The sequence below is a fragment of the Lysobacter sp. A378 genome (assembly GCF_054052125.1).
In genome coordinates, this window is sequence record NZ_JBSVRK010000004.1 from 231,422 (window position 1) to 255,054 (window position 23,633).

Consider the following 23,633-nt stretch of genomic DNA (forward strand, 5'->3'; position numbering starts at 1 on the left):
CAGGTCAGCCCGGGTCGCAGACGAAACGCAACACGGTCTCACCCAGCATGACATTGTCGCCGTCGCTCAGTTCAGCCTCCTCCACTCGCGCATCGTTGACCCGGGTGCGGTTGGTGGAACCCAGGTCCCGGATACGGACACGGGAACCTTCACGCCAGATCGCACAGTGATGACGCGACACGGTCTGGTGAACCACGCGCAGGTCAGCGTCGCTTGAACGGCCGATCACCAGCGGCTTCTCGGTGACCATCAGCCGCACGCCCTGATCAGCCCCCTGGACGACTTCAATCCAGCTGACCCCCGGAATCGCCAGCGCAGCGGTGACAGGTAACGTGCGCCGGGTCACTGGCCCGGTGTTGAACTTGCTGGCAAGCCTGCGGTCAGCATCGGCATCGGCGCCGGAGTCATCCACATCGCCGAACCGGGGCTGCAGTACCTCCGCCACGGCCGCCGGTATCGCCGGACCCGGCACCATCAGTCCCCGCCGGCGATCGGCTTCGATGCGAACTCGCAACGCCTGCGTCTGCGCTTCGGGCTCGCTGTCCAGGTCAGCCGCCAGACTGACACGCAGCGTTTCGTAGGCATCCAACGCCTGCGCATGCAGACCGGCTGCAGCAAGCAGCTCCATCAGTAGTCGCAGATGGCGCTCATTCCATTCGTTCGCCGACACCAGTCCGCGCGCGATGACGATGGCCTGCGGCAACCGGTTGTCCGCGCGCTGCACCTCGCACAGCCGGGTCAACACCGCGTCTGTACGTTTTGCCAGCGTGGTGCGAGTACGCAGCAGCCAGCTTTCAAAATCCCCGCAGTCGCGCAATGCCAACCCATGCAGGAACTCGCCGCCAAAACGGGCGGCATCACGTTCGACGGCTTCGATATCCATGCCTGCGGTGCCACTGACCACGACTTCGATCTGATCCAGCGCCACCAGGTCAATTGTCGTGCCTGGCTGCGGAAACAGGCCAATGTTGTCGCGGTCGCTCTCGATCATGGCGACGCCGCCATGGCCAACAAGCGCCTGGTTGAGGTCGGCCAGTACCTGGCGCAGGTTGGTCCGCGCCGAGCCATCTGCCAACGTCGGCCACAACAGTTGCGCCAGATCGGCCCGGGCATGCCGACGACCCCGCTCCACGGCCAGATAACCCAGCAGCGCCCAACCCTTTCGATAGTGGATTGCGCTACTGACGTCGCGCCTGCCCGACCACAGACCGCGCTCGCCAAGCAGTTGCACATGCAACATCGGCACCTCACTCGGCACTGGCATACCGCGGGTGACCGAGTATTGCCTGCAGCGCGCTGATGTCCGCGCGCAAAGGTGCGTCGGGCGCCAGGCGTGGTCCCAGCACCGCGGCCGCCTGTTGCAGCTCATGCCGCGCGCGCACGGCATCGCCGACCCCCTCCAGGCTGGCAGCGAAAGCCAACCGTCGCCGGGCGGCTTCCACGTGATCCCCACCTAGTTCCTCGACCATTACCCGCAGGGCTTCGCCACGATGGTCCCGCGCTCTATCAAGATCTCCTTCGGCCACGCTCAGATCGGCCAGCAGTGATTCCAGCCAGGCCATGCGGCGCGGACTGTCCAGGCCAAGTGCGGTGATCGCGCGCAATTCACGGGCCGCATCGGCGGCACGGCCACTGGCGAGCAACCACTCGGCGACCAGCAGCCGGTGACCCCGGCTTGACGGATGTTGCGGCTTGTACCGCTGCTGCCATTGCGCCCAGGCACCATCGATCAACTCGCCTGCCTCGTCGACCCTACCCGCGCGCAACAGCAGACGACCAAGGTTGAAGCGGGCTCGCAACACACTGGGATTGTCGGCATCGAGCTGTGCGCTGCGGATCGCGAGCGAGCGACGGAAGCCGCGCTCGGCCGCATCGATCGCGCCGCGATCTTCATCGAGTGTGGCGTGGTTGTTGAGCTTGATCGCGTAATCGATGCTGTCAGTACCAGCGGACGCTGCTGTCCACTGCTCCGCCGCCTCGTAATGCGAATCTGCTTGCGGCCATTCGCCCATGTCGTGCAAGGTGGAGGCAAGTTCGTTGTGGGCCCAGCCGACGTTGACGCCATCCCCATAAAGTATCTTCGCAAGATCGAGCACTTCGCGTTGCATTGCCGCCGCTTCCGCCAGCCGGCCCTGTCCCCGCACCGATTGCGCCAACCCACCCAAGCTGCGCTCGTAGCTCGCATCGCGTCCCCGCTCGAGCGCCTCCTTCATCACCATCGACTGGCGGTAATAGCGCTCGGCGCTGACGAAGTCCTCGCGCTGCTTTTGCAACATGCCAAGGTTGTGCAGGGTCGAGGCGACATCCGTGGATGGCTCGCCGACATGTTCGCGGCGCATCGCCAGCGCGCGCATCAGCACGGCTTCCGCTTCGTCGCCATCGACGTGGACCAGCGCAATGCCAAGCGAGTTGAGCGAGTCGGCGACCTCGGCTGGCGTCGCGCCAATTTTCTCACGCAGGGCCAGTGAGCGACGGGCCGCGGCAATGGCAGACTTGTCGTGGCCACTGTTGCCACGCAGCACGGCCAGCTCGCTGAGCACCTGTGCGGCTTTGCCCGGCTGGCTCACGGACGGGTCGAGATAGCCATTCGCGGCGGCGATCATCAATGGCTCGGCAACCTGCGGGTGACCGAGATTGAGGTAAGCGTTGCCCAGCGCATCCTGCAGCCGCGCCAGTACCTCGGGGTTGTCGATGCGCTCTGTCTTGAGCTTGGCCGCACCGGCATCAAGGATGTCGCGCGCACTGAGTTCGGTACTGCCGCCACCTTGCTTGGGATCGACGGCGGTGAACGAGGACGCCAGCAGCTTGCTCACCTGCTCGGCGGTCTCGGCGGCGCGTTGCGCTCGCTCGCGCTCGCCATCCAACCGCCAGACAAAGCCGGCAGCGAGCACACTGAACAGCGCCAGCGCTGCTGTCTCGCGCCAACGCCTCCGCATCAGCCGGAGCAATCGATAGCCCGGCGGCGCCCCACGCGCAAGCACCGGCTGGCGCTCAAGATAGCGCTGCAGTTCATCGTGCAGCTCCACCACCGTTTGATAGCGGAGCTTCGGATCTGGCGCACAAGCCCTGGCCGCAATCGCATCAAGGTCACCGCGCAGTTCCGCACGCCAATCGACCGTTACGCCTGCCAATCGGCTTGGCGCAGGCAGCAAGCGATCACGACTATCGGCATCGCGCGATACCGCTTGTTGTGCCAGCAACTCGATCAGCATCACGCCGAGACTGAACACGTCACTGGCGGCGCTTACAGGATGGCCCGCCAACAGTTCCGGACTGGCATAGGCCGGCGTGCAGAACCCGCCATGTTCATCGCCTCCGACCAGTCCGCGAGCGATGCCGAAATCAAGCAGCACCGGCTCGCCATCGGCGCGTACCAGGACGTTGCCCGGCTTCAGGTCGCAATGCACGATCATGTGGCGATGCGCGCACTCGACGGCGTGACAGACGTTCTGGAACAACTCGATCCGTCGTCGCAGGTTCGGCTGGCGCTCGCGGCAATAGTGGTGCAACGGCAGGCCGTCGATGTATTCCATCACCAGGTAGGGCTGTCCGGCCGGCGTGGTGCCACCGTCATACAGGCGCGCAATACCGGGATGCTGGAGTTGCGCCAGCAGTTGCCGCTCCGCCGCCATACGCTCGATGGTCGCGGCGTCGGGCTGGCCATGCATCAGCTTGATCGCGACCTGCTGTGTATACAGTCGATCGGCACGCTCGGCGATGAACACGGTACCCATCCCGCCGCTGGCCAGACACTCCACCAGCCGCCATGAGCCCAGGGTGTCGCCAACGTTCAGCTCGGTGTCAGTCGATACTGATCCGGAGAGCAGCCCGGCGGCATCCCGACGTTCCAGACTTCGAGTCCGCGCGTGGAGCAATTCCTCGACCATCGCGATCGTCTGTGCGTCGCAAGTCAGCTCGCGCAGGCGCTCGTGTTGCTTCACCTGCGGCAAGTCCGCAATCGCATTGAACAATGCACGTGCATTCAACTGCTGGCCGGCGCCGGTGGCGTTGGCCAAATCCAGAAAAGTCACCCTGCCTCTCCCCAGTTACCGTCGGTTGCCCGCCCCCCCCACGACGCTCAATCTACGACGCTACCGGCGCGTTACATAAAGCCGGCACCCCCCTTCCAATGATCGCCTCCGGCCTGCCGCTCAATCCGCCATTGTCAGCACTGCCGGGTCGCTCTCACCACGGGACACCACCACGGCCGCCGCCAGGTCGCCGGTGACGTTGAGCGTGGTCCGGCACATGTCGAGGAAGCGGTCGACACCCAGGATGATGCCGATGCCCTCCGGAGGCACCCCGACCATGGTGCAGATCAGCGCGATCACCGGCAACGAGCCGGCCGGCACGCCCGCGGTCCCGATGCCGCCCAGGATGCACACGAACATCACCGTGACCTGCGACGCCAGCGACAATTCGACCCCGAAGAACTGCGCCAGGAACAGCACCGTCACACCTTCGAACAACGCGGTTCCGTTCTGGTTGGCGGTAGCGCCGACGGTCAGCACGAAACGCGAGATCTTGCGCGGCAGTCCCAGATCCACTTCGGCAACCTTGAGCGCGGTCGGCAAAGTGGCGTTCGACGAGGACGTCGAGAACGCCATCAGGATCGCTTCCTGCGAGTTCTTGAAGAACTTCACCGGGGAATAGCCGCCGACGAACTTCAGCGCGATCGAGTAGACCACGAACATGTGGATCGACAGCGCCAGCACCACCACGCCGACATACGCGCCCAGCCGCACCAGCAAGTCCCAGCCAAACAATGCGGCCAGGTTGAACATGAAGCAGAACACCGCATACGGCGCCAGCTTGATGACCAGCCCGATCAAGGTCATCGACACCTCGAACAGCCCCTCGATACCGCGTTGCAGGGTATCGGCCGCCTTGCTGTTGGTCATCACCAGGCCGATGCCGACCATCAGCGCGAAGAACATGACCGAGAGGATCGAGTTTTCAGCCGCCGCGGTAATCACGTTGCTGGGCACGATCGACAACAGCATGTCCATGCCCTGCGCCTGGCCCGCACTGCTGGCGACGATCGCCTGCGCACGGTCGGCACCTTCGGCGAGCATCTGCTCGGCGGCGGCGCGGTCGACGCCGACGCCCGGCTGCAGCCAGTTGACCAGCACCAGCCCGATCACCACCGCGATGCTGGACACGATGACCGTATAAGCCAGCGTCTTCCAGCCGACCCGGCCCAGCGAACGCACGTCCCCCATTTCGGCAATGCCAACCACCAGCGCCGAGAACAGCAGCGGGATGATCAGCATGAAGATCAGCCGCAGGAACAACTGGCCAGCCGGCTGGGTCACGTAATTGGTAAGCCACTGCACCCAGGCGGCGTCGGCTCCGGACACGTAGTGCGCGATCATCCCCAACAACAGGCCGGCGACGAAACCGATTGCCATCTTCCAATGCAAGGGCATCTTGCTCTTGCCCTTGGCGTCCGCGCCGCTTTTTGCTTCGGTCATCGGGTGTTTTCCTGCTGGACAGCGACCGAGCTTAGCAAACCTGAACCTCTATTCCACGTCTGGCTCCGACGGGACTTTCCTCATGGTTTCGGATACAACGGCGGCAATGGCGAGACGGGCTCCGGCGATGACGGGCGCCAACGTGGGCCGCGGGCAAATGCCGCACGCATCATCTGCCGTGCGACAACGCCGTCGCCGCCGCCCCAGCGCGCGCGCTGCATCGCGTCCAGTGCATCCACCTGGGCCGGATCGTCAAGCCGTACGCACACCTCATCAATGCTCCCCGCCGGCAACCGGGCCAGGCGACACAAGCGGTCGGCAATGTCTTCAAAATCACTGCTGGCCAATGCGCGCTTGAAACCGGCGACGTCCGACTTTGCGCCATCCTGCTTTGCCCCATCCTGCTTTGAATCATCGGTCCGGGCAGGCGTCGACGCCGCCGATGGCGACGTGCCCGCGGGCAACCGGTGCAGGCCCCACACCAGGGTCACCAGCCACAGCAGCGCGAACAGCGCGGTCGCCAGCACCCAGCCACGATCCGCCCCGGCAATCACGTTGGCTGGTGCGGGCTCGCTCACCGCCGATGGCAGCGACGCATCCATCGGCGGCACCGGCAAGCCACCCGCGGCTGGAGCCACCGTCCACTCCAGCGGCGGCAACTTGGCGGTGCGGGTCGCGCCTTCGTCCACGTCCCACCACTGCAAAGGCAAACCCGGCAGCGTCACCACGCCCGCCCTCGACGGCACCAGCGAAAACTGGCGTGTCACGGTCACCTGTGGCCGTCCATCGACGAAGCGTTCGTCGGTCTGGGCCGGCTCGGCGAATACCTGCACACCCTCTACCGGGGGCAGTTGCAACTCAGGCACCTGGGCCGTGGTGGCACCGTCGACCACGGCTTCCACGGTCACGGTCGCCGCCACGCCGGCATGGAGTTGCTGGGGCGTCGACAAGTAGCGCAACTTCATGTCGTGCAATGGCAACCACGGCTGTGGCGCGGCCTTGGGAATCGGCTGGACCTCAAGCACCCGCGGTCGCGCCTGTGCGTGCAACGCGCCACCGCCGCGACCCAGGAAGTCCTCGAAGAACCCGGCCGCACCCCGGCCCTCGAAACTGGCACCGGGCACGCTCAGGCTGCCGCTGCGCTCGGGGATCAGCAGGTAGCGACGCTCGATCACGTTGTAGCGCCGACCGTCGATCTGGCGGCTGTATTGCGCATCATCACCCACTTGCTGCAGCGTCGCGCCCTCCGGCGCCGCTTGGTCCAGTTGGCCCGAGACCAACGGCACCGCCGCGTACAAGCGCACCACCCAGCCGACCGTTTGCTGCACGTAGGGCGTCGTGTCGTCGGGCTCGCTTTCCAGGAACACATCATCGCCGGCGCGCGCCGGACTGACGGCGCTGGCCGGGGCCACCACCAATGACAACGGGTCGGTGCGCTGGCCACCGATATCCAGCGCCGGTACGGTCAGCACCCCCTCACGTTGGGGCTTCAGGGCGACCGCATACAAGGTCCGTGACACGGCGCGGCCATTGGTCAGGGTCATCTGCCGGCTGCTGCTGCGGCCGCTGATCTGGAAGTCGGCCTGCAACGGCGCGTAGTCGGGGCTGGCGCCAGTGTCCGTCTCGATGTTGAGGGTGACCGTCTCGCCAAACTCGATCCGGTCGCGGTCGAGCCAGGTCCGGGTTTGTGCGTTGGCCGCCAGGCTGGCCATCGAAAGCAGCAACAACAAGGCTTGCAGGATTATTCGCGACATCGGTTTCATTGTTCACTGCCCCCTTGTAGTTGGCGACGCTGGTACTCGATCCGGAACTTCTCCCGCAGCAAGCCACCCGGGTCGTCAGGGACCCGGCCCAGCCAGGCCTCGTTGGCGATCCTGCGTTCGCGCTGGTCCGGCGTCTCCGACGCAGGAGCCGTCGACGCTTCCGATTCCTCAGGCTTGCCGGGTTTCTGGCTGGCCTGACCAAGCGCCTGTTCCATGCGCTCGCGCTGGGCCTCGTCTGCCGCCTGCTGGGCTTTAGCATCGGCGGCCTCGGGCGGTGCGGAGGGCGACGGTGGCGGGCTACCGGGATCGTTGGAGGGATCTTGCGGTTCTCCATCCTCGGCTTGTCTGGGCGGCTTGGACTTCTTGCCACTGTCGGCTGGCGAGCCTGATGGGGATCCATTTTTAGGCTCCTGGCCCGAATCGCCCTGCCCCGAGTCACCCTGTCCTGAATCTTTTTGATCCTGATCCTCAGGTTGCTTGCCTTTGCCCGGGCCCTTTGGCGGCTGGCGTTTCATCGCCGCCTCGACGGCTTGCCGGTTGGCGACCGCGTCGGGCATGGCAGCCTGGCGGGCAATCGCCTTATCGTAGGCTTCCAGCGCCTGGGGATATTGGCCGGCCTTGGCCAACGCGTTGCCACGGTTGTAATCGGCCTGCGCGCCGTCGATGGTTGCGTAGAGTTCCGCGGCGCGATCAAAGTCACCCTGGCGATACGCCTGCGCTGCCTGTTCCATCTTCTGATGGGACACCTGGTCGGGGCGTTGCCACAGCTCCGCAGCCTGCGCGGTGCGACCGGGAAGCCACAAACACAGCACGATCACGGCAACCGGGGCGCCACGTCGAAACGCGAACAATGCCAGCAGCATCAGCGGCGGCAGCAACCAGAAGCCCCCATCCTGCCAACTCAAACCGTGCTCGGCAGCAGCGGACTGGCCGCCAGCGCCATCCATGCCCGTATCCGTCGGATCCAGTACTCCAAGCCTCTCCAGGTCGGAGTTGTCCGGCGTGAGGGTGACGTAGCGTCCCCCGCCCGCCGCCGCGAGCTGGCGTAGCGAGTCGACCTCCAGACGGGTGCTGGCTATGGCGCCTGTCGCGGTCTTGTAGGGGGCTCCCTGGGCCGTGCCCAAACCGATGGCCGATACCGAATAGCCCTGGGCACTGACGGCGCGCGCCGCGGCCAACGCATCGGCATCGGCGTGGTTGGTCAACAACAGGATCCGGCCACTGCGGAAACCGGCCTGCTCCAGCAGCCGGGCCGACCAGGCGATCGCGCGGTCGCCCCGTTGGCCGTCCACCGGCATCACTTCGGGCTGAAGCGCACCCAGGAACAGCGCGACGTTGGCTGCATCGCGGGTCGGCGGGGCCACCGTGAAAGCATCGCCGGCGTAGACGACCAGCCCGACCTGTCCGCCTTCGCGCTGGTCCAGCAATACCGCCAGCTTGGCGCGTGCCTGGGCAAGCCGCGACGGCTGCAGGTCGCCGGCCAGGCTGGTGCTGGACAGGTCCAGCGCGATGACCAGCGGTGTCTGCGGTTGCCACAGTGGCTGCGCGGTCTGCTGCCAACTCGGCCCTGCCAGTGCCAGGACGGCCAGCAGGTAGGCCAGCGAGTATCCGGCCGCGGCAAGCAGCACCCGCGGCTTGCGCGAACCGCCTCGGCCTGCGAGCAGATGCGCGAGCAGATGCGGGTCAACCGCGTCACGCCAGACACTCGCGCGCTGCCGGCGACGTTGCCACCACCAGCCCAGCAGCGGCAGGCCCAACAGCAGCCATAACCAGTCAGGCCGAAGGAAATGCAGCGCATCGAGGTCGATATTCACGCGCGCCTCCTGCCGGGCCAGAGCAAAGCCAGCAAGCCCAGCGCGAACGCCGCGCCCAGCGGCCATGGGTAGCGCTCCAGCTTCGGTCGTACCGCCTGGCCTGGACGCTCCACCGGCTCGAGCCGGTCAATCTCGGCGTAGATGCCGGCCAGCGCAGCGGTGTCGCCGGCACGGAAGAAGCGGCCACCGGTAATCTCCGCGACCTTCTTCAAGGTCACCTCGTCAATATCGTCGACGGTCCCGGCCATCGGCAACTGGAAGCCGAACAGCGACATCGCGCCGCCACCGCCAAACGCAACGGTGTGTACCCGCACGCCGGCGTCACGGGCCAGCTCGGCCGCCTTCAACGGCTTCAGCAAGCCGGCGGTGTTGACGCCATCGGTCAACACAATCAGCACCGTATCGGCATCGCCATCAGCGGTGGCGGCGGGGGCCGTGGACCGGCCCTGCAAGCGCTTCACCGCCAACCCGATCGCATCGCCAATCGCGGTTTCCTGGCCCGCCAGGCCGACCACGCTGTCGGCCAGTTGCAGACGCACGCTGGCCAGGTCCCCCGTCAACGGGGTCAATGCGTAGGCACGACGCCCGAACACCACCAGGCCGACCCGGTCACCCTGGCGACGGTCCAGGAAGTCCGACAGCACCGCCTTGGCCGCGGTCAACCGATCCACCTGGCGACCGCCCAACTGCATGTCCGGCTCACTCATGCTTCCCGACAGGTCCAGCGCCAACATCAGCTCCCGGCCCTGCTCCGGTGGCAGGATTGCCTCGCCCAACTGCTGCGGCCGCGCGGCCGCCACGCACAACAGCAGCCACGCAAGCCACAACAACCACGGCACGCCACTGCCCCGCACGCCGCCGACACCGGCCAGACCGCCAAGCCGGTCACCGAATGGCACCTTCAGCGCCGGTGAAGGACTGGGCCTTGCCGGCAGCAGCCAACGTGCGAGCAGCGGCAGAGGCGCGGCGAGCAGCAACCACGGCCAGGCAAACCCCGCGAATGCCTGCGCCAGCCACGCTTCCCACGCCGCGATCACGATTTCGCCATCCATCGCAGGAAGCGTGCACGCGCGAGTGGGCGCAGCGCGGCGACCTGCTGCGGGTCGACCTGCTTGCGATAGCCCCCGTCCAGCAACAGGCGACCCGGGCCTTGGCGAAAGCCGTGGTTACCAGCCGCCCGTTTTCCGCGTTTGCCCTTGGTTCCGGCATCACGGTCGAGCAGCTCCAGCCACGCGTCGCCTTGCAGTCGATCCGCCTCGGGGCTCACCCGTCGTGCCGCGCGGCGCAGCAGTTCCGATATCGCTGCCACTTCCGCGGCTGGCGTTGCTGCGGCCGCCACGGTCTGGTCGAACACCGCGGCAATGGCCGCGAGCCGCCTGCGTCGCCGCCGGGCCCACCAGGCCCAACCGCCCACCGCCACAACCACCAGCGCAGCAAGCAACCACCAGCCCGGTGCGGGTGGCCACCACGGCGGCGCCGGCGGCTGGTGGATGTCGCGCAATACCAGCGCCGCGTCCTGCATCACGCCACCATCGGCCGTGGCTGGCCCAGCAACGGCAACCACGATTCACTGGGTGCATCACAGGACAAGGCCTGCACACGGACCCCGCGCGCCGGCAATGACGCCAGCGCCGCCTCCAATGGGACGGCAAACTCCGCACGCCATTGCTTCCGCCGGGCGGGGCTGCCCAGGTCCAGCTCGATGCGTTGATCACCGCTGCGAAACGGCAACGTCGCCGTCGGTGGCGACAACTCCAGCGGATCGGTCAACAGCAGCACCACGACTTCATGATGTTGGGACAACACCGACCAGCGCCGCTCCGCAATGTCGGCCAGGCTGTGCGGATCGGCCAGCACCAGCAGCCTTGAGCCGGGGCGCAGCAAGCGTTGGGCATGGTCGAGGGCGACACCAAGGCCGGCATCCTCGTCGGGCGGCCGTGCGTACCACCGCATCAGTGCATCCAATACCCGCAGGGCGCCGCGAGGACCACCGGCCGGCGTCACCGGCGGCTCGGCCTGGCTGCCACGCAACGCCGCGATGCGGTCGCCGTCGCGGACCGCAGCCCAGGCGGCGACCGCCCCGGCCCGCGCGGCCTGGACCGACTTGAACCGGGTCCGGGTCCCGAAATACAACGAAGGCGCGGTGTCGGCGACGATCAGGGTCAGTCGTTCGCGTTCGGCCTGGTAGAGCTTGGTGTGGGCGCGTCCGGTGCGCGCGGTCAGTCGCCAGTCGATATGACGGGCGTCGTCGCCGGCGATGTATTCGCGTGACTCGGCGTACTCCATCCCGCGCCCACGCACCGGCGACAGCGCTTGACCGCTGACCCCGTGGCGACCTCGCCTGGCACCGCGCCGGCCACTCGCCGCGGCACGCAGTGCCACCAGTTCGGCCAACGTCGGGGAAATGCCGTCGCTCACGGCAGCGGGACTTTGGCCAGCAGCTCGGCCACCAGCCGGTCGCCATCCCAGCCTTCCGCCGTCGCCTCGTAGCTGGGCAGGATGCGATGGCGCAGCACGTCGGGTGCGACGGCGCGGACATCATCCGGAGTGACATAGTCGCGTCCCACCAGCCAGGCGTGCGCCCGTGCACAGCGCTCCAATGCGATCGATCCACGCGGGCTCGCCCCCCAGGCAATCCGCCGGGTGAGCGCGGCGTCGTAGGCGGCGGCATTGCGCGAGGCCAGCACCAGTTCGATCAGGTAACGCTCCACTGCCGGTGCCAGATGGACGTCGAGCACCGCATCGCGGGCGGCAAATACATCCTGCTGCGACAGCCGCGTCGCGGGCGCGGTCACTGGCTTGAGCGCATCACGCGCGCGATCACGGGCCAGCTTGAGGATCCCGGCCTCGGCCTCGGCTTCGGGGTAGCCGATCCTCACGTGCATCAGGAACCGGTCCAGCTGCGCCTCCGGCAGCGGGAAGGTGCCCTCCTGTTCGATCGGGTTCTGGGTCGCCATCACCAGGAACAGCGGCGGCAACGGATAGGTCGCCCGGCCGACGGTCACCTGGCGCTCGCCCATCGCCTCCAGCAATGCGGACTGCACCTTGGCCGGCGCGCGGTTGATCTCGTCGGCCAGCAGGATCGGGTGGAAAATCGGCCCTGGCAGGAATTCGAAACGGCCATCCTGCGGACGCCAGATCTCGGTCCCGGTCAGGTCTGCGGGCAACAAGTCGGGGGTGAACTGGACCCGGGCGAACTCGGCATCCAGCCGCGCCGCCAGTGCCCGGATCGCGCTGGTCTTCGCCAGCCCGGGCGCGCCCTCGACCAGCAAGTGTCCGTCCGCCAGCAGCGCAATCAGCAACCGGTCGATCAGGGCCGCCTGGCCGATGATCTCAACCGACAAGTCCGTGCGCAGCTGGTCAAACGTCCGTCGTAGCCGGGCCAGCTCGATCGGGTCGGTTCCGGACGCGCGATCCGGTTGTTCAGCTATCACGCTATCGTCCATCGAAAATTCGTCCATCGGGGGTCTCGGGTCGGGGCATCAGCTCGAGTTTGACCGATGTCAGCTGTCGAGGTTCCGTCCCGGGAGACTCGCATTCAGCTTTTCGACTCCGCCCTGCCCAACGAAAACAGGGCCCGAAGGCCCCGTTTTCATGGTGCTGGCAACCCGCTTCAGTCGCGATGGTTGCGCTGGGAAACCTCGAGCACCTTGGGGGTCACGAAGATCAGCAGCTCGGCCTTCTCCTTGCTGCGGCCCTTCGTCTTGAACAGATTGCCCAGGAACGGGATGTCGGCCAGGAACGGCACCTTGCTGGCATCTTCGCGGTCACGGAACTCGTACACGCCGCCTACCACCACGGTCTGGCCATCCTCGACCAGCACCGCAGTATTGACCTCGCGGGTACTGATCATTGGAACCTCACCGATACCGGTCTTCAACCAGCGCTCCAACTCGTCCTTCTTGACGTTCAGATCCAGGAACACGCGGCCGTCGTTGGTGATGGTCGGGGTGACCTTCATCTCCAGCAGGACATCCTTGAACTGCACGCTCGGGGTGGCGACGCCGCCGGCGGTGGCCGGCTGGATGGTCACGTAGCCGACTTCCTGACCCTGGCGGATAATCGCTTCGCGCTGGTTGCTGGTGACGATGCGGGGGTTGGAGATGACCTCGCCACGCCCCTGGGTCTGCATCGCCGACAACTCGATATCCAGCAGGTAACCGGCATTGAGAATCGACAGCGCCACCGCTCCGGCCGGATTCACACCAAGGTTGCTCATCAAGCCCTGGGTGATCGTGCTGGTGATCAGTTGTGGCAGGGTCGGGACAGGCGCAGGCAGCCCAGCCAGGCCCTCCAGCGCACGCTCCGTGTTCTCCATCTGCCAATCGCGGATGGCATTTGCATTGGCCTGGTTGTTCTGGTAAATCGCATTGCGATTGGCGATCTGGGTTTCGACATCCTTGGTGCGATTCTTACCATTTGTTTCTATGTCGCCACTGAAGTAGGCGTTGTCCTTGCTGCCGCTAATGCCGAACTTGGCACCCAGCTCGCGCATGAAGCTTTCAGTAGCGACAACCACCCGCGCCTCAATCACGACCTGGTCGACCGGACGGTCGATTTCGCGGATGAGGATCTTCATCGCTTCGACCTTGTCCGGGGTATCGCTGACCATCAAGGTGTTGGTGCGCGAGTCAGCAATCACCCGCCCGCGCGAGGACAGGAAGCCGGTATCGATCTGGCCACCCTGGCCACCACCACCGCCACCACCGGCACCCGAGCCACCGATGCCCTTGGCCTCGGTCAGCATCTTGAAGATCTGCTCGGCGTTGTGGTAGTTGATCTGGATGTACTCGGTGACCAGTTCGGTCCGGTTGGACATCGCGATGCGGGCGTCGGCCTTGTCCTGCTCGTACTTGGCCAGTTCGGCCTGCGGGGCCACCCAGACAACGCTACCGCTGCGACGCTTGTCCAGGCCCTTGGCCCGCAGCACGATGTCCAGCGCCTGGTCCCATGGCACGTTGATCAAGCGCAGGGTCACGTTGCCCTGGACCGTGTCGGAGGCCACCAGGTTGAGGTTGGACTCCTCGGCGATCAGCTGCAGCACGGTGCGTACCGGCACGTCCTGGAAGTTGAAGGTCACCGGGCGCCCGGCGTACTTCCTGCTGTCGCTGGTGGTCGCGCTGGTGGCACCCATCGCGGCGCTGGATTGGTCATCGCCCTTCGACGCGGACTTCGCCACGGCCGCGCGCGGCACGATCTCGACGATGTAGTCGTTGCCGGTCTGGTAGGCCATCGACTCGTAGGCACCCGACGTCTCCAGCACCAGGGTGGTGCCACTGTTGCTGCTACGCGCCTCGATATGATCCACCGGGGTCGCGAAGTCGGATACGTTGAGCGGGCGTTGCAGGGATGCCGGCAACGACGCGTTGGCGACATTGATGACGACCTGGGACCCCTGGCTGCGCAAGTCCGGTGTCGCACCGGTGCCGGTGAAGCTGAGGATCAATTGCCCGGAGCCACCATCACCGCGCTTGAAGTCGATGTTGGACACCGCGATCGCACCTGGCAGTTGCTTGGCCGGGTCCAGGCTGGTTGTCGGAGCCGCTGGCGCGACCACGGCCGACGCGGCCATGCCGGCGTGCGGCGTCCCCGCGTGCACGGCGGTGAAGGCCGCAATCCCCCCCAGCAGCAGGCCGAAACCGGCTCTGCGAAACAACAGGGGGCGCTGCGTACGCCGCGATCGTGTGGCTTTGAATACGGTCATCGTGCTATCCCCAATTCTCATTGATCTTCCAAAGCGACAGAGGCCGCGCGTTCCAGCCAACCCCCCGCACCGTCCGGCACCAGTTCCACCAACTCGATGCGGTCTTCGAACACGCCGGTCACCCGACCGTCGCTCTGTCCTACGTACATGCCCGGATTCACCCGGTAAGTGACTTTGTCGGGCGCCATCACCAACGCCACGATGTTGCCGCCCTGGCCCAGCGTGCCGACCATGTCGAGGCTGTCCAGCGGAAACTGCTCCAGTACCTGCTTGCGCCGGCCGGAATCAGGACGCGGACCGTTGTTGCCGTCGCGATCGGTGAATGCGTTGCTGAACGGATCACGCAGGCCGTGGGCGGCGTACTCGAAGGTTTCGAATTGCTGCATCACCGGCAACGGGTCCAGGGGTGGCGCAGGACGTGCCTGTACCTCGGCCACAAATTCCTCCAGGTTCGGTGCCTGGTCGTAGCTGCTGGTCACCCCGCGCGTGCAAGCGGCCATTGCCATTGCCAGCAGCGCTACCACCAGCAGCCGTGTTACCAGCGCCCCGCGGTGAACGGTCAGGTTACGCATGTCAGGACCCTCCCTTCTTTGCCGCTTGATCCTGTTGCGCCTGCTCGGCCACTTCGTCCTCGTCAAGATAGCGATAGGTCTTTACCGTGCCGGCAAGCTCCAGTGGCGAGTTGGCCGTGATCCCGGCGCCCTTGTCGTCCCCGCGGGGCTTCAGCGAAATGTCGTGCATGGTCATGATGACCACCCGTGGCAGCGAGGCGACCCCGCTGACGAATCCGCCGAACTGGTGGTAGCTGCCGACCATGCGCAGCGCAATGGGCTTTTCGGCGTAGAACTCCTTCAGCTGCTCGGCGCCCGGTTGAAACAACTCATTGCGGATCCCGGTGGCAAGCGCGGTCTGCGAGATGTCGACGATCAGGTCGGGCATCTCGGTCTTGCTTGGCAGCTGGCGCAACATCTGTTGCAGTTGCTGCTCCATCTGCGCCAGTTGCAGCTTGAGCGGCTCAAGGTTGGAGGCGCGTCCCTGCTTCTCGGCAAACTCGTCGCGCAGTTCGGTTTCGGTGCGTTCCAGGCCCGCGAGTTGCTCGCGCTGGTCGCGCACGAATACCCACCATGACAAGCCGACGATGAGCAGGCCGATGATCACGCACAAGCCAACCCGCGCCCGCTGCGGCCATCCGCCGATGTTCTGGAAGTCGAGTTCCCGGATATTGATCTTCTGGCTCACGAGGCGGCTCCTGGTGCGGGGGCAACGACATCGCTGCCTTCAGCCGGATCGGCCGCCGCGTCGGCAGCGGGCGTGGTGTCGACGGGCGCGGTCTCGACGGGCGTCGTATCGGCATCATCAGCAACCGCTGATTCGGCGCTGGTGCCGACAGCGTCATCTGCGGCCCCGCTTGCCGGTGCAGCCTCGGCGCCTGGCTCGGCAGCCGGGAGCTCCGGTGTCGCGGCGACCTCGGCAGAATCCTCGGGCAACGGATCCTCGGGTAACGGCTCGTCGGGCACGCCGTCACCATCCTCATCGACGGGTGCGTTCGGGTTCGCCATCTTGACCTGCAACTTGAACTCGTACGGCAGGCCTTTCTCGAAGCCCTTCGCCTCGATGATCGACAACTCCGGCTGCGTCATCCAGCTGGAACCTTCCAGATTGCGCATGTAGGTACTGACGCGGGCGCTGGACTGCGAGCGGCCTTCCAGGCTCAAGGTCTCGTTGTCCTGCTTGATCCCCGTCAGGATGACCCCGTCGGGGATCGTGCGCACCAGCGAATCGAACAGATGCACCATCTGCGAGCGATTGGCCTGCAGCTTCTCGATCACGTCCTTGCGCGCCAGCAGCTTCGACTTCTGTCGGTCGAGCTCGTCGATCTCGGCGATCTTCTTGTCGACCTCGGCGATGCGCGCTTTCAGGAAGCTGTTGCGCTCGGTCTGGCCATCGATCTGGGCGTTGTGGTAACCCACGATCAGGAACGACAGCACCACCGCCGCCAGCGCCGACAGCGCCAGCATCATCATCGCGTCTTTCTGGCGCTGCTTGCGGCGCTCGGCGCGCCACGGAAGAAGGTTGATCCGGGCCATCAGTCAAAGCTCCTCAAGGCCAGTCCGCAGGCAATCATCAGTGCCGGCGCGTCCTGGGCCAATGCATGTGCCTGCACTCGCGAGCCCAATGTCATGTGGGCCAGCGGATTGGCGATCATGGTTGGCACGCCAAGCTGCTCTTCGACCATCTGGGCGATGCCCGGGATCGCGGCGCAACCGCCGGCGATCACGATCTGGTCGACCCGGTTGAACTCGCTGCCGGCGTAGAAGAACTGCAGCAACCGGCTGACCTGCTGCGCCATGGCTTCCTTGAACGGCTCCAGCACTTCGGCTTCGTAGGTCTCAGGTAATCCACCCTGGCGCTTGGCCAGACCGGCTTCCTCGTAGCTCAGGCTGTAGCGGCGCATGATCTCGTCGGTGAGCTGCTTGCCGCCGAACACCTGCTCGCGCCCATACAGGCTGCGACCATTGCGCAACACATTGAGCGTGGTCATCGTCGCGCCCGAGTCGATCAGTGCCACCAACCCGTCCTTCGGCACGTTCAACTGGTCGACCAGCAGGCCGAAAGCGTTCTCGATCGCGAAGGCTTCAACGTCCATCACTTTCGGGATCAACCCGCCCATCTCCAGCGCCGAGACGCGGATCTCGACGTTCTCGGAGCGGGAGGCGGCCAGCAATATCTGCACCGATTCGGTGCTGCCGGGAACCAGCCCGAGCACTTCGAAATCGAGGTTGACCTCTTCGATCGGATACGGCACGTAGTTGACCGCTTCCAGTTCTACCTGCGCCTCCAGGTCATCGCCTTCAAGCTCGGCCGCCATCGGAATCACCTTGGTGATAACGGCGGAACCGGAGACTGCTGCAGCCGCGTGTTTGGCCCGGGTTCCCGAGCGAGCGACGGCACGCTTGATCGCCTCGCCCACGGCTTCAGGCTCGACGATGTTTTTTTCCACCACCGCATTGGGTGGCAGCGGCTCCACTGCGTAGTGCTCAACGCGGTAGCGGTTACCCGCCCGCGAAAGCTGCAGGAGCTTGACTGCGGTCGAACTGATATCCACACCGACGAGCGCCGGCTGGCTCTTGCTGATCACGCCCACTGTTATCTCCCCTTGCCCCTTGCAACCACTGGCCCGCTTGCGCGAGCTCCGTGTGCCCCGTCTTAGATAACGGACTTTTCACAAAGCCGCAACCACCTTACCCGCTAATTGCCCACCAGTGCCCCTTTCTGACGCTATGCGGCGCCGGCGCAATGGTAAGCCGGATGCCGATCCCGACGCCATCATATACTTCACCACCTTGATGACTGTGTTCCGGAACTCCTTGATGTCACCTCGCTTCCGTCGTGTCCTGCGCTGGGCTCTCCTCACCGTTGCCGCTTTGGCAGTGATCGGCGTTATCGCCCTGGGCGCGCTTTACTACCTGATCGCGCCGACGTTGCCCGACGTGCAGAGCCTGCACAACGTCGAATTGCAGGAGCCCATGTCCATCTACGCACGCGACGGGCAACTGATGTCGGTATTCGGCGAGACCCGTCGTTACCCGATCGACATCGACGATGTGCCCGAAACCGTGAAACAGGCCTTCATTGCCATCGAGGACAACCGCTTCTACGAGCACCACGGCGTCGACTACAAAGGTGTCGCGCGCGCGGTCTGGTTGTTGGCCACCACGGACGACACCCGCGTGCCGGGTGGCTCGACCATCACCCAGCAGGTCGCCCGCCAGTTCTTCCTGAGTTCCGAGTACAGCTATACCCGCAAGATTGCCGAGATGATGCTGGCTTGGCGGATGGAACGCGAGCTCAGCAAGGACGAGATTTTCGAGCTGTATCTCAACAAGATCTTTTTCGGCAATCGCGCCTACGGCATCGCTGCGGCTGCGGAGTTCTACTACGGCAAGAAACTGGACGAACTGGACCTGGACGAGACCGCGTCGCTGGCCGGCACCCCCAAGTTCCCGTCCAGCGGCAACCCGCTGGGCAATCCCGAGCGTGCGCGCATACGTCGCGATTACATCCTGCTGCGCATGGCCGACCTGGGGTTCATCGATAAAGCGCAGATGGCCCGGTCCCAGTCCGTTCCCATGCACGCCACGGCGCATGAACCACCCATCCAGATGTATGCGCCGTACGTCTCGGAGATGGTGCGCCGGGAAATGATCGCCCGTTACGGTGCCGAAGCGCTGACCAAGGGTTACCACGTCACCACCACCATCGATCCGGGACTGCAACACGCGGCCAATCAAGCGGTGCGCGAAGGGCTGGTCGCCTATGACCAGCGCCACGGCTGGCACGGGGCAGAGCAGCATTTCGACCTGGCGGCCGATGAGGACGCAGACAGCGTTCGCGCACGCCTGCGCCCGATCGCGACCCAATCGGACATGTTGCCGGCCATCGTGCTCGCTACCCAGGGCAGCAGCGCCACCGTGGTGCTGCCCAGCGGCCGGCAGGTCGAGCTGGGGGCCAAGGATGGCTGGGGTGGTCGCAGCCCGGCCAGCCTGCTGAAGCGTGGCGACCTGGTACGGGTACACCGCACCGACACACCGGTCGCCGACACGGACAAGGATGCCAATGACACCGGCGCGCAACCGGCTGCGCCTGCCGCGCCCCGGTACGGGTTGACCCAGATCCCGCGCGCCCAATCGGCACTGGTGTCGCTGGAAGCCGACACCGGCGCCCTGCGTGCGCTCGCCGGCGGATTCAGTTTTGCCGGCAGCAAGTTCAACCGCGCCACCCAGGCCCGACGCCAGCCCGGTTCGAGCTTCAAGCCCTTCCTGTACTCCGCCGCCTTGGAGCGCGGCTTCACTCCGGCCTCGATCGTGCTCGACGCACCGGTGGTATTCAAGGATCGCCGCGACCACGTGTGGCGGCCACAGAATGACGACGGCAGGTTCCTGGGACCGATGCGCCTGCGCGAGGCTCTGGTGCGTTCCCGCAACCTGGTATCGGTGCGCCTGCTGGACGCCATCGGCATTGATTACGCACGCAAGTACATCAGTCATTTCGGCTTCGAGGAATCAAGCCTGCCGCCCAACCTGTCGATGTCGCTGGGCACCGCATCGTTGACGCCACTGTCGATCGCGCGGGGTTATGCGGTTTTTGCCAACGGCGGCTCGCGGGTCGATCCATGGTTCATCCAGACGGTCAAGGACCGCGACGGCATCGTGATTTTCGAGGAAAATCCGGCCACGGCCTGCCGCTACTGCAACCGGCCATCCGAAAACGCGGCATCGGCAAGCAACCGGACCACGGTGGGAGGTTTCAACTTCGGTCCGGCACCGCTCGCGACCGCCCCTGCGGCGCCCGAGCCGGATGCCCAGGCCAACGCCGACACGACCCCGATAGATCCGCCCGCCGACCTGGTGGTAGCGCCGCGCGCGATTGACGAGCGTATTGCCTACCAGATGGTTTCCATGATGCGCGACGTGGTCCAACGCGGCACTGGCGTCCGCGCCAAGGTGCTTGGGCGCGAGGATGTGGGCGGCAAGACCGGCTCGACCAATGACCACCGCGATGCCTGGTTTTCGGGTTTCGGCGGCAAGCTGGCCACAACGGTGTGGGTGGGTCGCGACAACTTCCAGTCACTGGGTCGCGGCGAGTACGGCGGCCGGGCAGCACTGCCGATCTGGATCGACTACATGCGGGTCGCACTGGAGGACCGCGCGGTGGCCACCAACACGCCGCCCGACGGCATGGTCGAGGTCTCGGTGGCGGCCAATGGCAACCTGCTGCCCGCCGGCAGCGGCGGGATCAACGAGTGGATCAAAACCGAGGACCTGGAGCGGATGCAGAGCCGCGCCGCCTATGAAAATGCGGACCAGGCCGACATGACCGAAGAAACCTTCGATATCTTCTGAGCAGCACCGACGACCTGATCGCGGCCTCATGTCGTAAAACCAGAAACGCCCCGCAAATGCGGGGCGTTTCTGGTTGCATCAAATTGCTGCATCAACTTGTTGCGTCAACGCAGAGCTGGCACCTGATCTCAGCGTTGTTCCATGCCGAGGTAATCGCGGTTGACCGCCCCGGTATAGATCTGGCGCGGACGGCCGATCTTGTTTTCCGGATCGTCCTGCTGCTCCAGCCAATGGGCCACCCAACCGGCGGTGCGCGCGATGGCGAACATCACGGTGAACATCTCCACCGGGATGCCGAGCGCCTTGTAGATGATGCCGGAGTAGAAGTCGACGTTCGGGTAGAGCTTGCGCTCCACGAAGTAGTCGTCCTTCAGCGCCGCCTCTTCCAGCTTCAGGGCAACCTCAAGCAACGGGTCGTTGACCCCCAGCTGACCCAGGACCTCGTGGGTCATCTTGCGCACCAGCGCCGCGCGCGGATCGTAGTTCTTGTAGACGCGGTGGCCGAAGCCCATCAGGCGGAAGCCCGACTCCTTGTCCTTCGCTTTGTCGATTGCCGACTGCACGTTCTCCGGACGGCCGATCTCGTTGAGCATGCCGAGCACGGCCTCGTTGGCACCACCGTGGGCGGGCCCCCACAACGCGGCAACGCCGGCGGCAAGGCACGCATATGGGTTGGCACCGGTCGATCCCACCAGGCGCACGGTGGAAGTCGAGGCGTTCTGCTCATGGTCGGCATGCAGGATGAACAACAGGTCCATCGCCTTGGCCGCGATCGGGTTGAGCTCCAGCGGCTCGCTGGGCACCTCGTACAGCATGTGCAGAAAGCGGGTGGTGTAATCGAGGTTGTTGCGTGGATAGCGCAGCGGCCAGCCGATGGAATGCCGGTAACAGGCGGCGGCGATCGTCGGCACCTTGGCCATCAGGCGGATCGCAGCCAGACGGCGCTGTTGCGGGTCATCCAGGTCCAGGTCGTTGTGGTAGAAGCTGGCCATGGAGCCGAGCATGCCCACCAGCATCGCCATCGGGTGCGCGTCATGGCGGAACCCGCCCAGGAAGCCCTTGAACGCCTCGTGCATCATCGTGTGATGGGTGACGTCGCTCTCGAACGCGGCAAACTCCGGCTTGCTGGGCAGCTCGCCGTTGATCAGCAGGTAGGCGACTTCCAGGAAGTTGGAGTTCTCGGCCAGTTGCTCGATCGGGTAGCCGCGGTACAGCAGTACTCCGTTCTCGCCATCGATGTAGGTAATGGCGGATTTGCAGCTGGCAGTGGCGGTAAAGCCGGGGTCGTAGGTGTAGCAGCCGGTACCCTTGGGCAACTTGCCGATGTCGATGCAGGGTGCGCCCAATGTGGGCTGCTGCACCGGAAGCTCGACGCGGCTATCGCCGACGGACAGGATGGCCTGGCTCAGGCCTGACGGTGACTCGGACACGAAACACTCCTCTTGTCTACGCATTCGCGCGATGCGCGAACGGGAAGGGGGACAAAGGATCGCGGCCACGCCGCGAACGTCCAATTATCACACAATGCTGTACCGCATGGCCGGCGCGCGGATGTCCGCGGACGGAGACGCAGTGTTGCAATGGCGTGGCAATCAGGCTCCCAGACACGACAACGGCCGCCTTTTGGCAGCCGTTGTTGATAACCCGGATACAGCGCCGTGCGCCGCCGAAAATTACTTCTGGGCGTAACGCTTGCGGAACTTGTCCACGCGACCACCGGTATCCATGATCTTGTGCTTGCCCGTATAGAACGGGTGCGAGGCCGACGAGATGTCGACCTTGATCAACGGATACTCGTTGCCGTCTTCCCACTTGATCGATTCCTTGCTGCCCATCTTGGAATCGGCAAGGGTCGAGCGGGTCAGGAACTGGAAATCGCTGGTCACGTCCTGGAACACGACCGGGCGGTATTCGGGATGGATGCCGGCTTTCATTGGCACTCACCAATTATGCGGAAGGAAGCGGGAAAGTATAACGGCCCTGCCCAAGGCTGTGCAAGTACGACGGACAACCTTCTAGCGGGCGGCCAATGCCGACTGGACCTGTTGCTCGAATCGGCGCTGGTCGTACTGCATCAGGATCGACGCATTGTCGGGCGCGCCGCTCATCTGCAGCCAATCCACCACCGTCGCGCCACGGGTGTGGCGGCCATCCAGTTCGACCGCCACCGGGCGTGCCAACTGCGACAGGGCGCCCTGCGGCTGCAAGGCATGCGCCATCGCCAGGGCATCGGCCGCCAGCCATTTGTCACCGCGCCGGTCGATCGACCATTCCCGGGTCTGGCGCGATATCGCCTCGAAGAAACGTGCCGCGTCGCTGTCAGCTGCCAGCCATTCCACCACGTCATCGTGGTGCAGGCCGTGGGCGATGGTCGCCTCCCAGTCCACCAGCTCAAACCGGTCGAAAGCCGACATGACCACGTGCGCGGCCTCCGGATCAAACCCGATGTTGAACTCGGCCACGGCGGTCATGTTGCCGTGCCCGGTCACCGCCCCGCCCATCACCACCAGCCGATCAATCCGGGCCGGCAAGCTGGGGTCCAGCTTGAGCGCCAGGGCGAGATTGGTCAGCGGCCCCAGTGCGACCAGCAGCAGGCGCCCTGCGTATTGATGTGAAAGCCGCAGGATCGCCAGCGCCGCGTGTTCGGTTTCCATGCGACGCACCGGTGGAGTCAGTCCGGCGTCTCCAAAGCCATCCTGCCCATGCACGTGCGCGGCATCGTCGGCGGGATGCAGCAGCGGCGATGCGCAGCCGGCGAATACCGGTACATCCGCCCCGACCACCTCGCACAGTTTCAGTGCATTGGCGACGGTGTGGGACAGGCCGACATTGCCGGCAGCAATAGTCAGCCCGACCACCTCGTGACGAGGGTCGTTGAAGGCCATCAGCAGCGCGAGCGCATCGTCGACACCGGGGTCGGTATCGATCAGCAGCGGGATTCGGGGTTCAGTCGTCGAATGATCAGTCATCAGGTG

Annotated in this window: 17 protein-coding genes and 1 pseudogene; 1 reads left to right on the top strand and 17 read right to left on the bottom strand. The window is 65.3% G+C overall.

Annotated elements, in window-relative coordinates; translation table 11 throughout:
- Positions 1–4 precede the first annotated feature (4 nt).
- The 14 genes and pseudogenes from ACW7G1_RS13900 to ACW7G1_RS13965 form a co-directional block, all read right to left on the bottom strand.
- Positions 5–1,264 (bottom strand): FHA domain-containing protein, encoded by a 1,260-nt coding sequence (locus tag ACW7G1_RS13900; RefSeq protein WP_456980345.1) that lies wholly within the window; start codon positions 1,262–1,264, stop codon positions 5–7.
- On the bottom strand, positions 1,248–4,031 hold the full coding sequence (locus ACW7G1_RS13905) for a protein kinase domain-containing protein (protein ID WP_456980346.1): 2,784 nt from the start codon (positions 4,029–4,031) through the stop codon (positions 1,248–1,250). The genes ACW7G1_RS13900 and ACW7G1_RS13905 overlap by 17 nt, the downstream gene beginning before the upstream one ends.
- 120 nt (positions 4,032–4,151) lie before the next feature.
- Positions 4,152–5,474 carry a dicarboxylate/amino acid:cation symporter gene (locus ACW7G1_RS13910; protein ID WP_456980347.1) on the bottom strand — a complete coding sequence of 441 codons (1,323 nt, stop codon included), beginning with the start codon at positions 5,472–5,474 and terminating at the stop codon, positions 4,152–4,154.
- A gap of 80 nt (positions 5,475–5,554) precedes the next feature.
- A complete protein-coding gene (locus ACW7G1_RS13915) occupies positions 5,555–7,228 on the bottom strand; it encodes a BatD family protein (protein WP_456980348.1) in 1,674 nt (557 codons plus the stop codon).
- Positions 7,229–7,233: 5 nt separating this feature from the next.
- Positions 7,234–9,051, bottom strand: coding sequence for a VWA domain-containing protein (locus ACW7G1_RS13920; RefSeq protein WP_456980349.1), 1,818 nt, complete (start codon positions 9,049–9,051; stop codon positions 7,234–7,236).
- Positions 9,048–10,103: a vWA domain-containing protein gene (locus ACW7G1_RS13925; protein ID WP_456980350.1), complete on the bottom strand. Its 1,056-nt coding sequence runs from the start codon at positions 10,101–10,103 to the stop codon at positions 9,048–9,050. The genes ACW7G1_RS13920 and ACW7G1_RS13925 overlap by 4 nt, the downstream gene beginning before the upstream one ends.
- Positions 10,085–10,573, bottom strand: a complete 489-nt coding sequence (locus ACW7G1_RS13930; protein WP_456980391.1) for a DUF4381 family protein — start codon at positions 10,571–10,573, stop codon at positions 10,085–10,087. Before ACW7G1_RS13930 ends, ACW7G1_RS13925 begins: the two co-directional genes overlap by 19 nt.
- Entirely contained in the window at positions 10,573–11,520 is a 948-nt protein-coding gene (locus tag ACW7G1_RS13935; RefSeq protein WP_456980392.1) for a DUF58 domain-containing protein, read from the bottom strand. Before ACW7G1_RS13935 ends, ACW7G1_RS13930 begins: the two co-directional genes overlap by 1 nt.
- Positions 11,466–12,512 (bottom strand): AAA family ATPase, encoded by a 1,047-nt coding sequence (locus tag ACW7G1_RS13940; RefSeq protein ID WP_456980351.1) that lies wholly within the window; start codon positions 12,510–12,512, stop codon positions 11,466–11,468. Before ACW7G1_RS13940 ends, ACW7G1_RS13935 begins: the two co-directional genes overlap by 55 nt.
- A 152-nt stretch (positions 12,513–12,664) precedes the next feature.
- The gene (locus tag ACW7G1_RS13945; protein WP_456980352.1) at positions 12,665–14,755 is read right to left on the bottom strand and encodes a type IV pilus secretin PilQ; all 2,091 of its coding nucleotides are present in this window, start codon (positions 14,753–14,755) and stop codon (positions 12,665–12,667) included.
- Between the two features lie 17 nt (positions 14,756–14,772).
- Positions 14,773–15,327 (bottom strand): pilus assembly protein PilP, encoded by a 555-nt coding sequence (locus ACW7G1_RS13950; protein WP_456980353.1) that lies wholly within the window; start codon positions 15,325–15,327, stop codon positions 14,773–14,775.
- 1 nt (position 15,328) lies between these two features.
- Positions 15,329–15,994 (bottom strand): type 4a pilus biogenesis protein PilO, encoded by a 666-nt coding sequence (locus ACW7G1_RS13955; protein ID WP_456980354.1) that lies wholly within the window; start codon positions 15,992–15,994, stop codon positions 15,329–15,331.
- A 124-nt stretch (positions 15,995–16,118) separates the two neighbouring features.
- A pseudogene (locus tag ACW7G1_RS13960) lies at positions 16,119–16,842 on the bottom strand (PilN domain-containing protein); the annotation flags it as partial.
- The gene (locus ACW7G1_RS13965; RefSeq protein ID WP_456980355.1) at positions 16,842–17,900 is read right to left on the bottom strand and encodes a pilus assembly protein PilM; all 1,059 of its coding nucleotides are present in this window, start codon (positions 17,898–17,900) and stop codon (positions 16,842–16,844) included. The gene ACW7G1_RS13965 and the pseudogene ACW7G1_RS13960, both read right to left, overlap by 1 nt.
- A gap of 226 nt (positions 17,901–18,126) precedes the next feature.
- On the opposite strand from ACW7G1_RS13965, the gene ACW7G1_RS13970 reads away from it, so the two are divergent.
- Positions 18,127–20,658, top strand: a complete 2,532-nt coding sequence (locus tag ACW7G1_RS13970; protein ID WP_456980356.1) for a penicillin-binding protein 1A — start codon at positions 18,127–18,129, stop codon at positions 20,656–20,658.
- A 128-nt stretch (positions 20,659–20,786) separates the two neighbouring features.
- Here the strand turns inward: ACW7G1_RS13970 and ACW7G1_RS13975 are convergent, their stop codons facing one another.
- The 3 genes from ACW7G1_RS13975 to ACW7G1_RS13985 all read right to left on the bottom strand — a co-directional run bounded on the left by ACW7G1_RS13975 (position 20,787) and on the right by ACW7G1_RS13985 (position 23,627).
- The gene (locus tag ACW7G1_RS13975) at positions 20,787–22,088 is read right to left on the bottom strand and encodes a citrate synthase (RefSeq protein WP_456980357.1); all 1,302 of its coding nucleotides are present in this window, start codon (positions 22,086–22,088) and stop codon (positions 20,787–20,789) included.
- 243 nt (positions 22,089–22,331) lie between these two features.
- Positions 22,332–22,592, bottom strand: a complete 261-nt coding sequence (locus tag ACW7G1_RS13980) for a type B 50S ribosomal protein L31 (RefSeq protein WP_456980358.1) — start codon at positions 22,590–22,592, stop codon at positions 22,332–22,334.
- An 81-nt stretch (positions 22,593–22,673) separates the two neighbouring features.
- On the bottom strand, positions 22,674–23,627 hold the full coding sequence (locus tag ACW7G1_RS13985) for a nucleoside hydrolase (protein ID WP_456980359.1): 954 nt from the start codon (positions 23,625–23,627) through the stop codon (positions 22,674–22,676).
- Positions 23,628–23,633 lie beyond the last annotated feature (6 nt).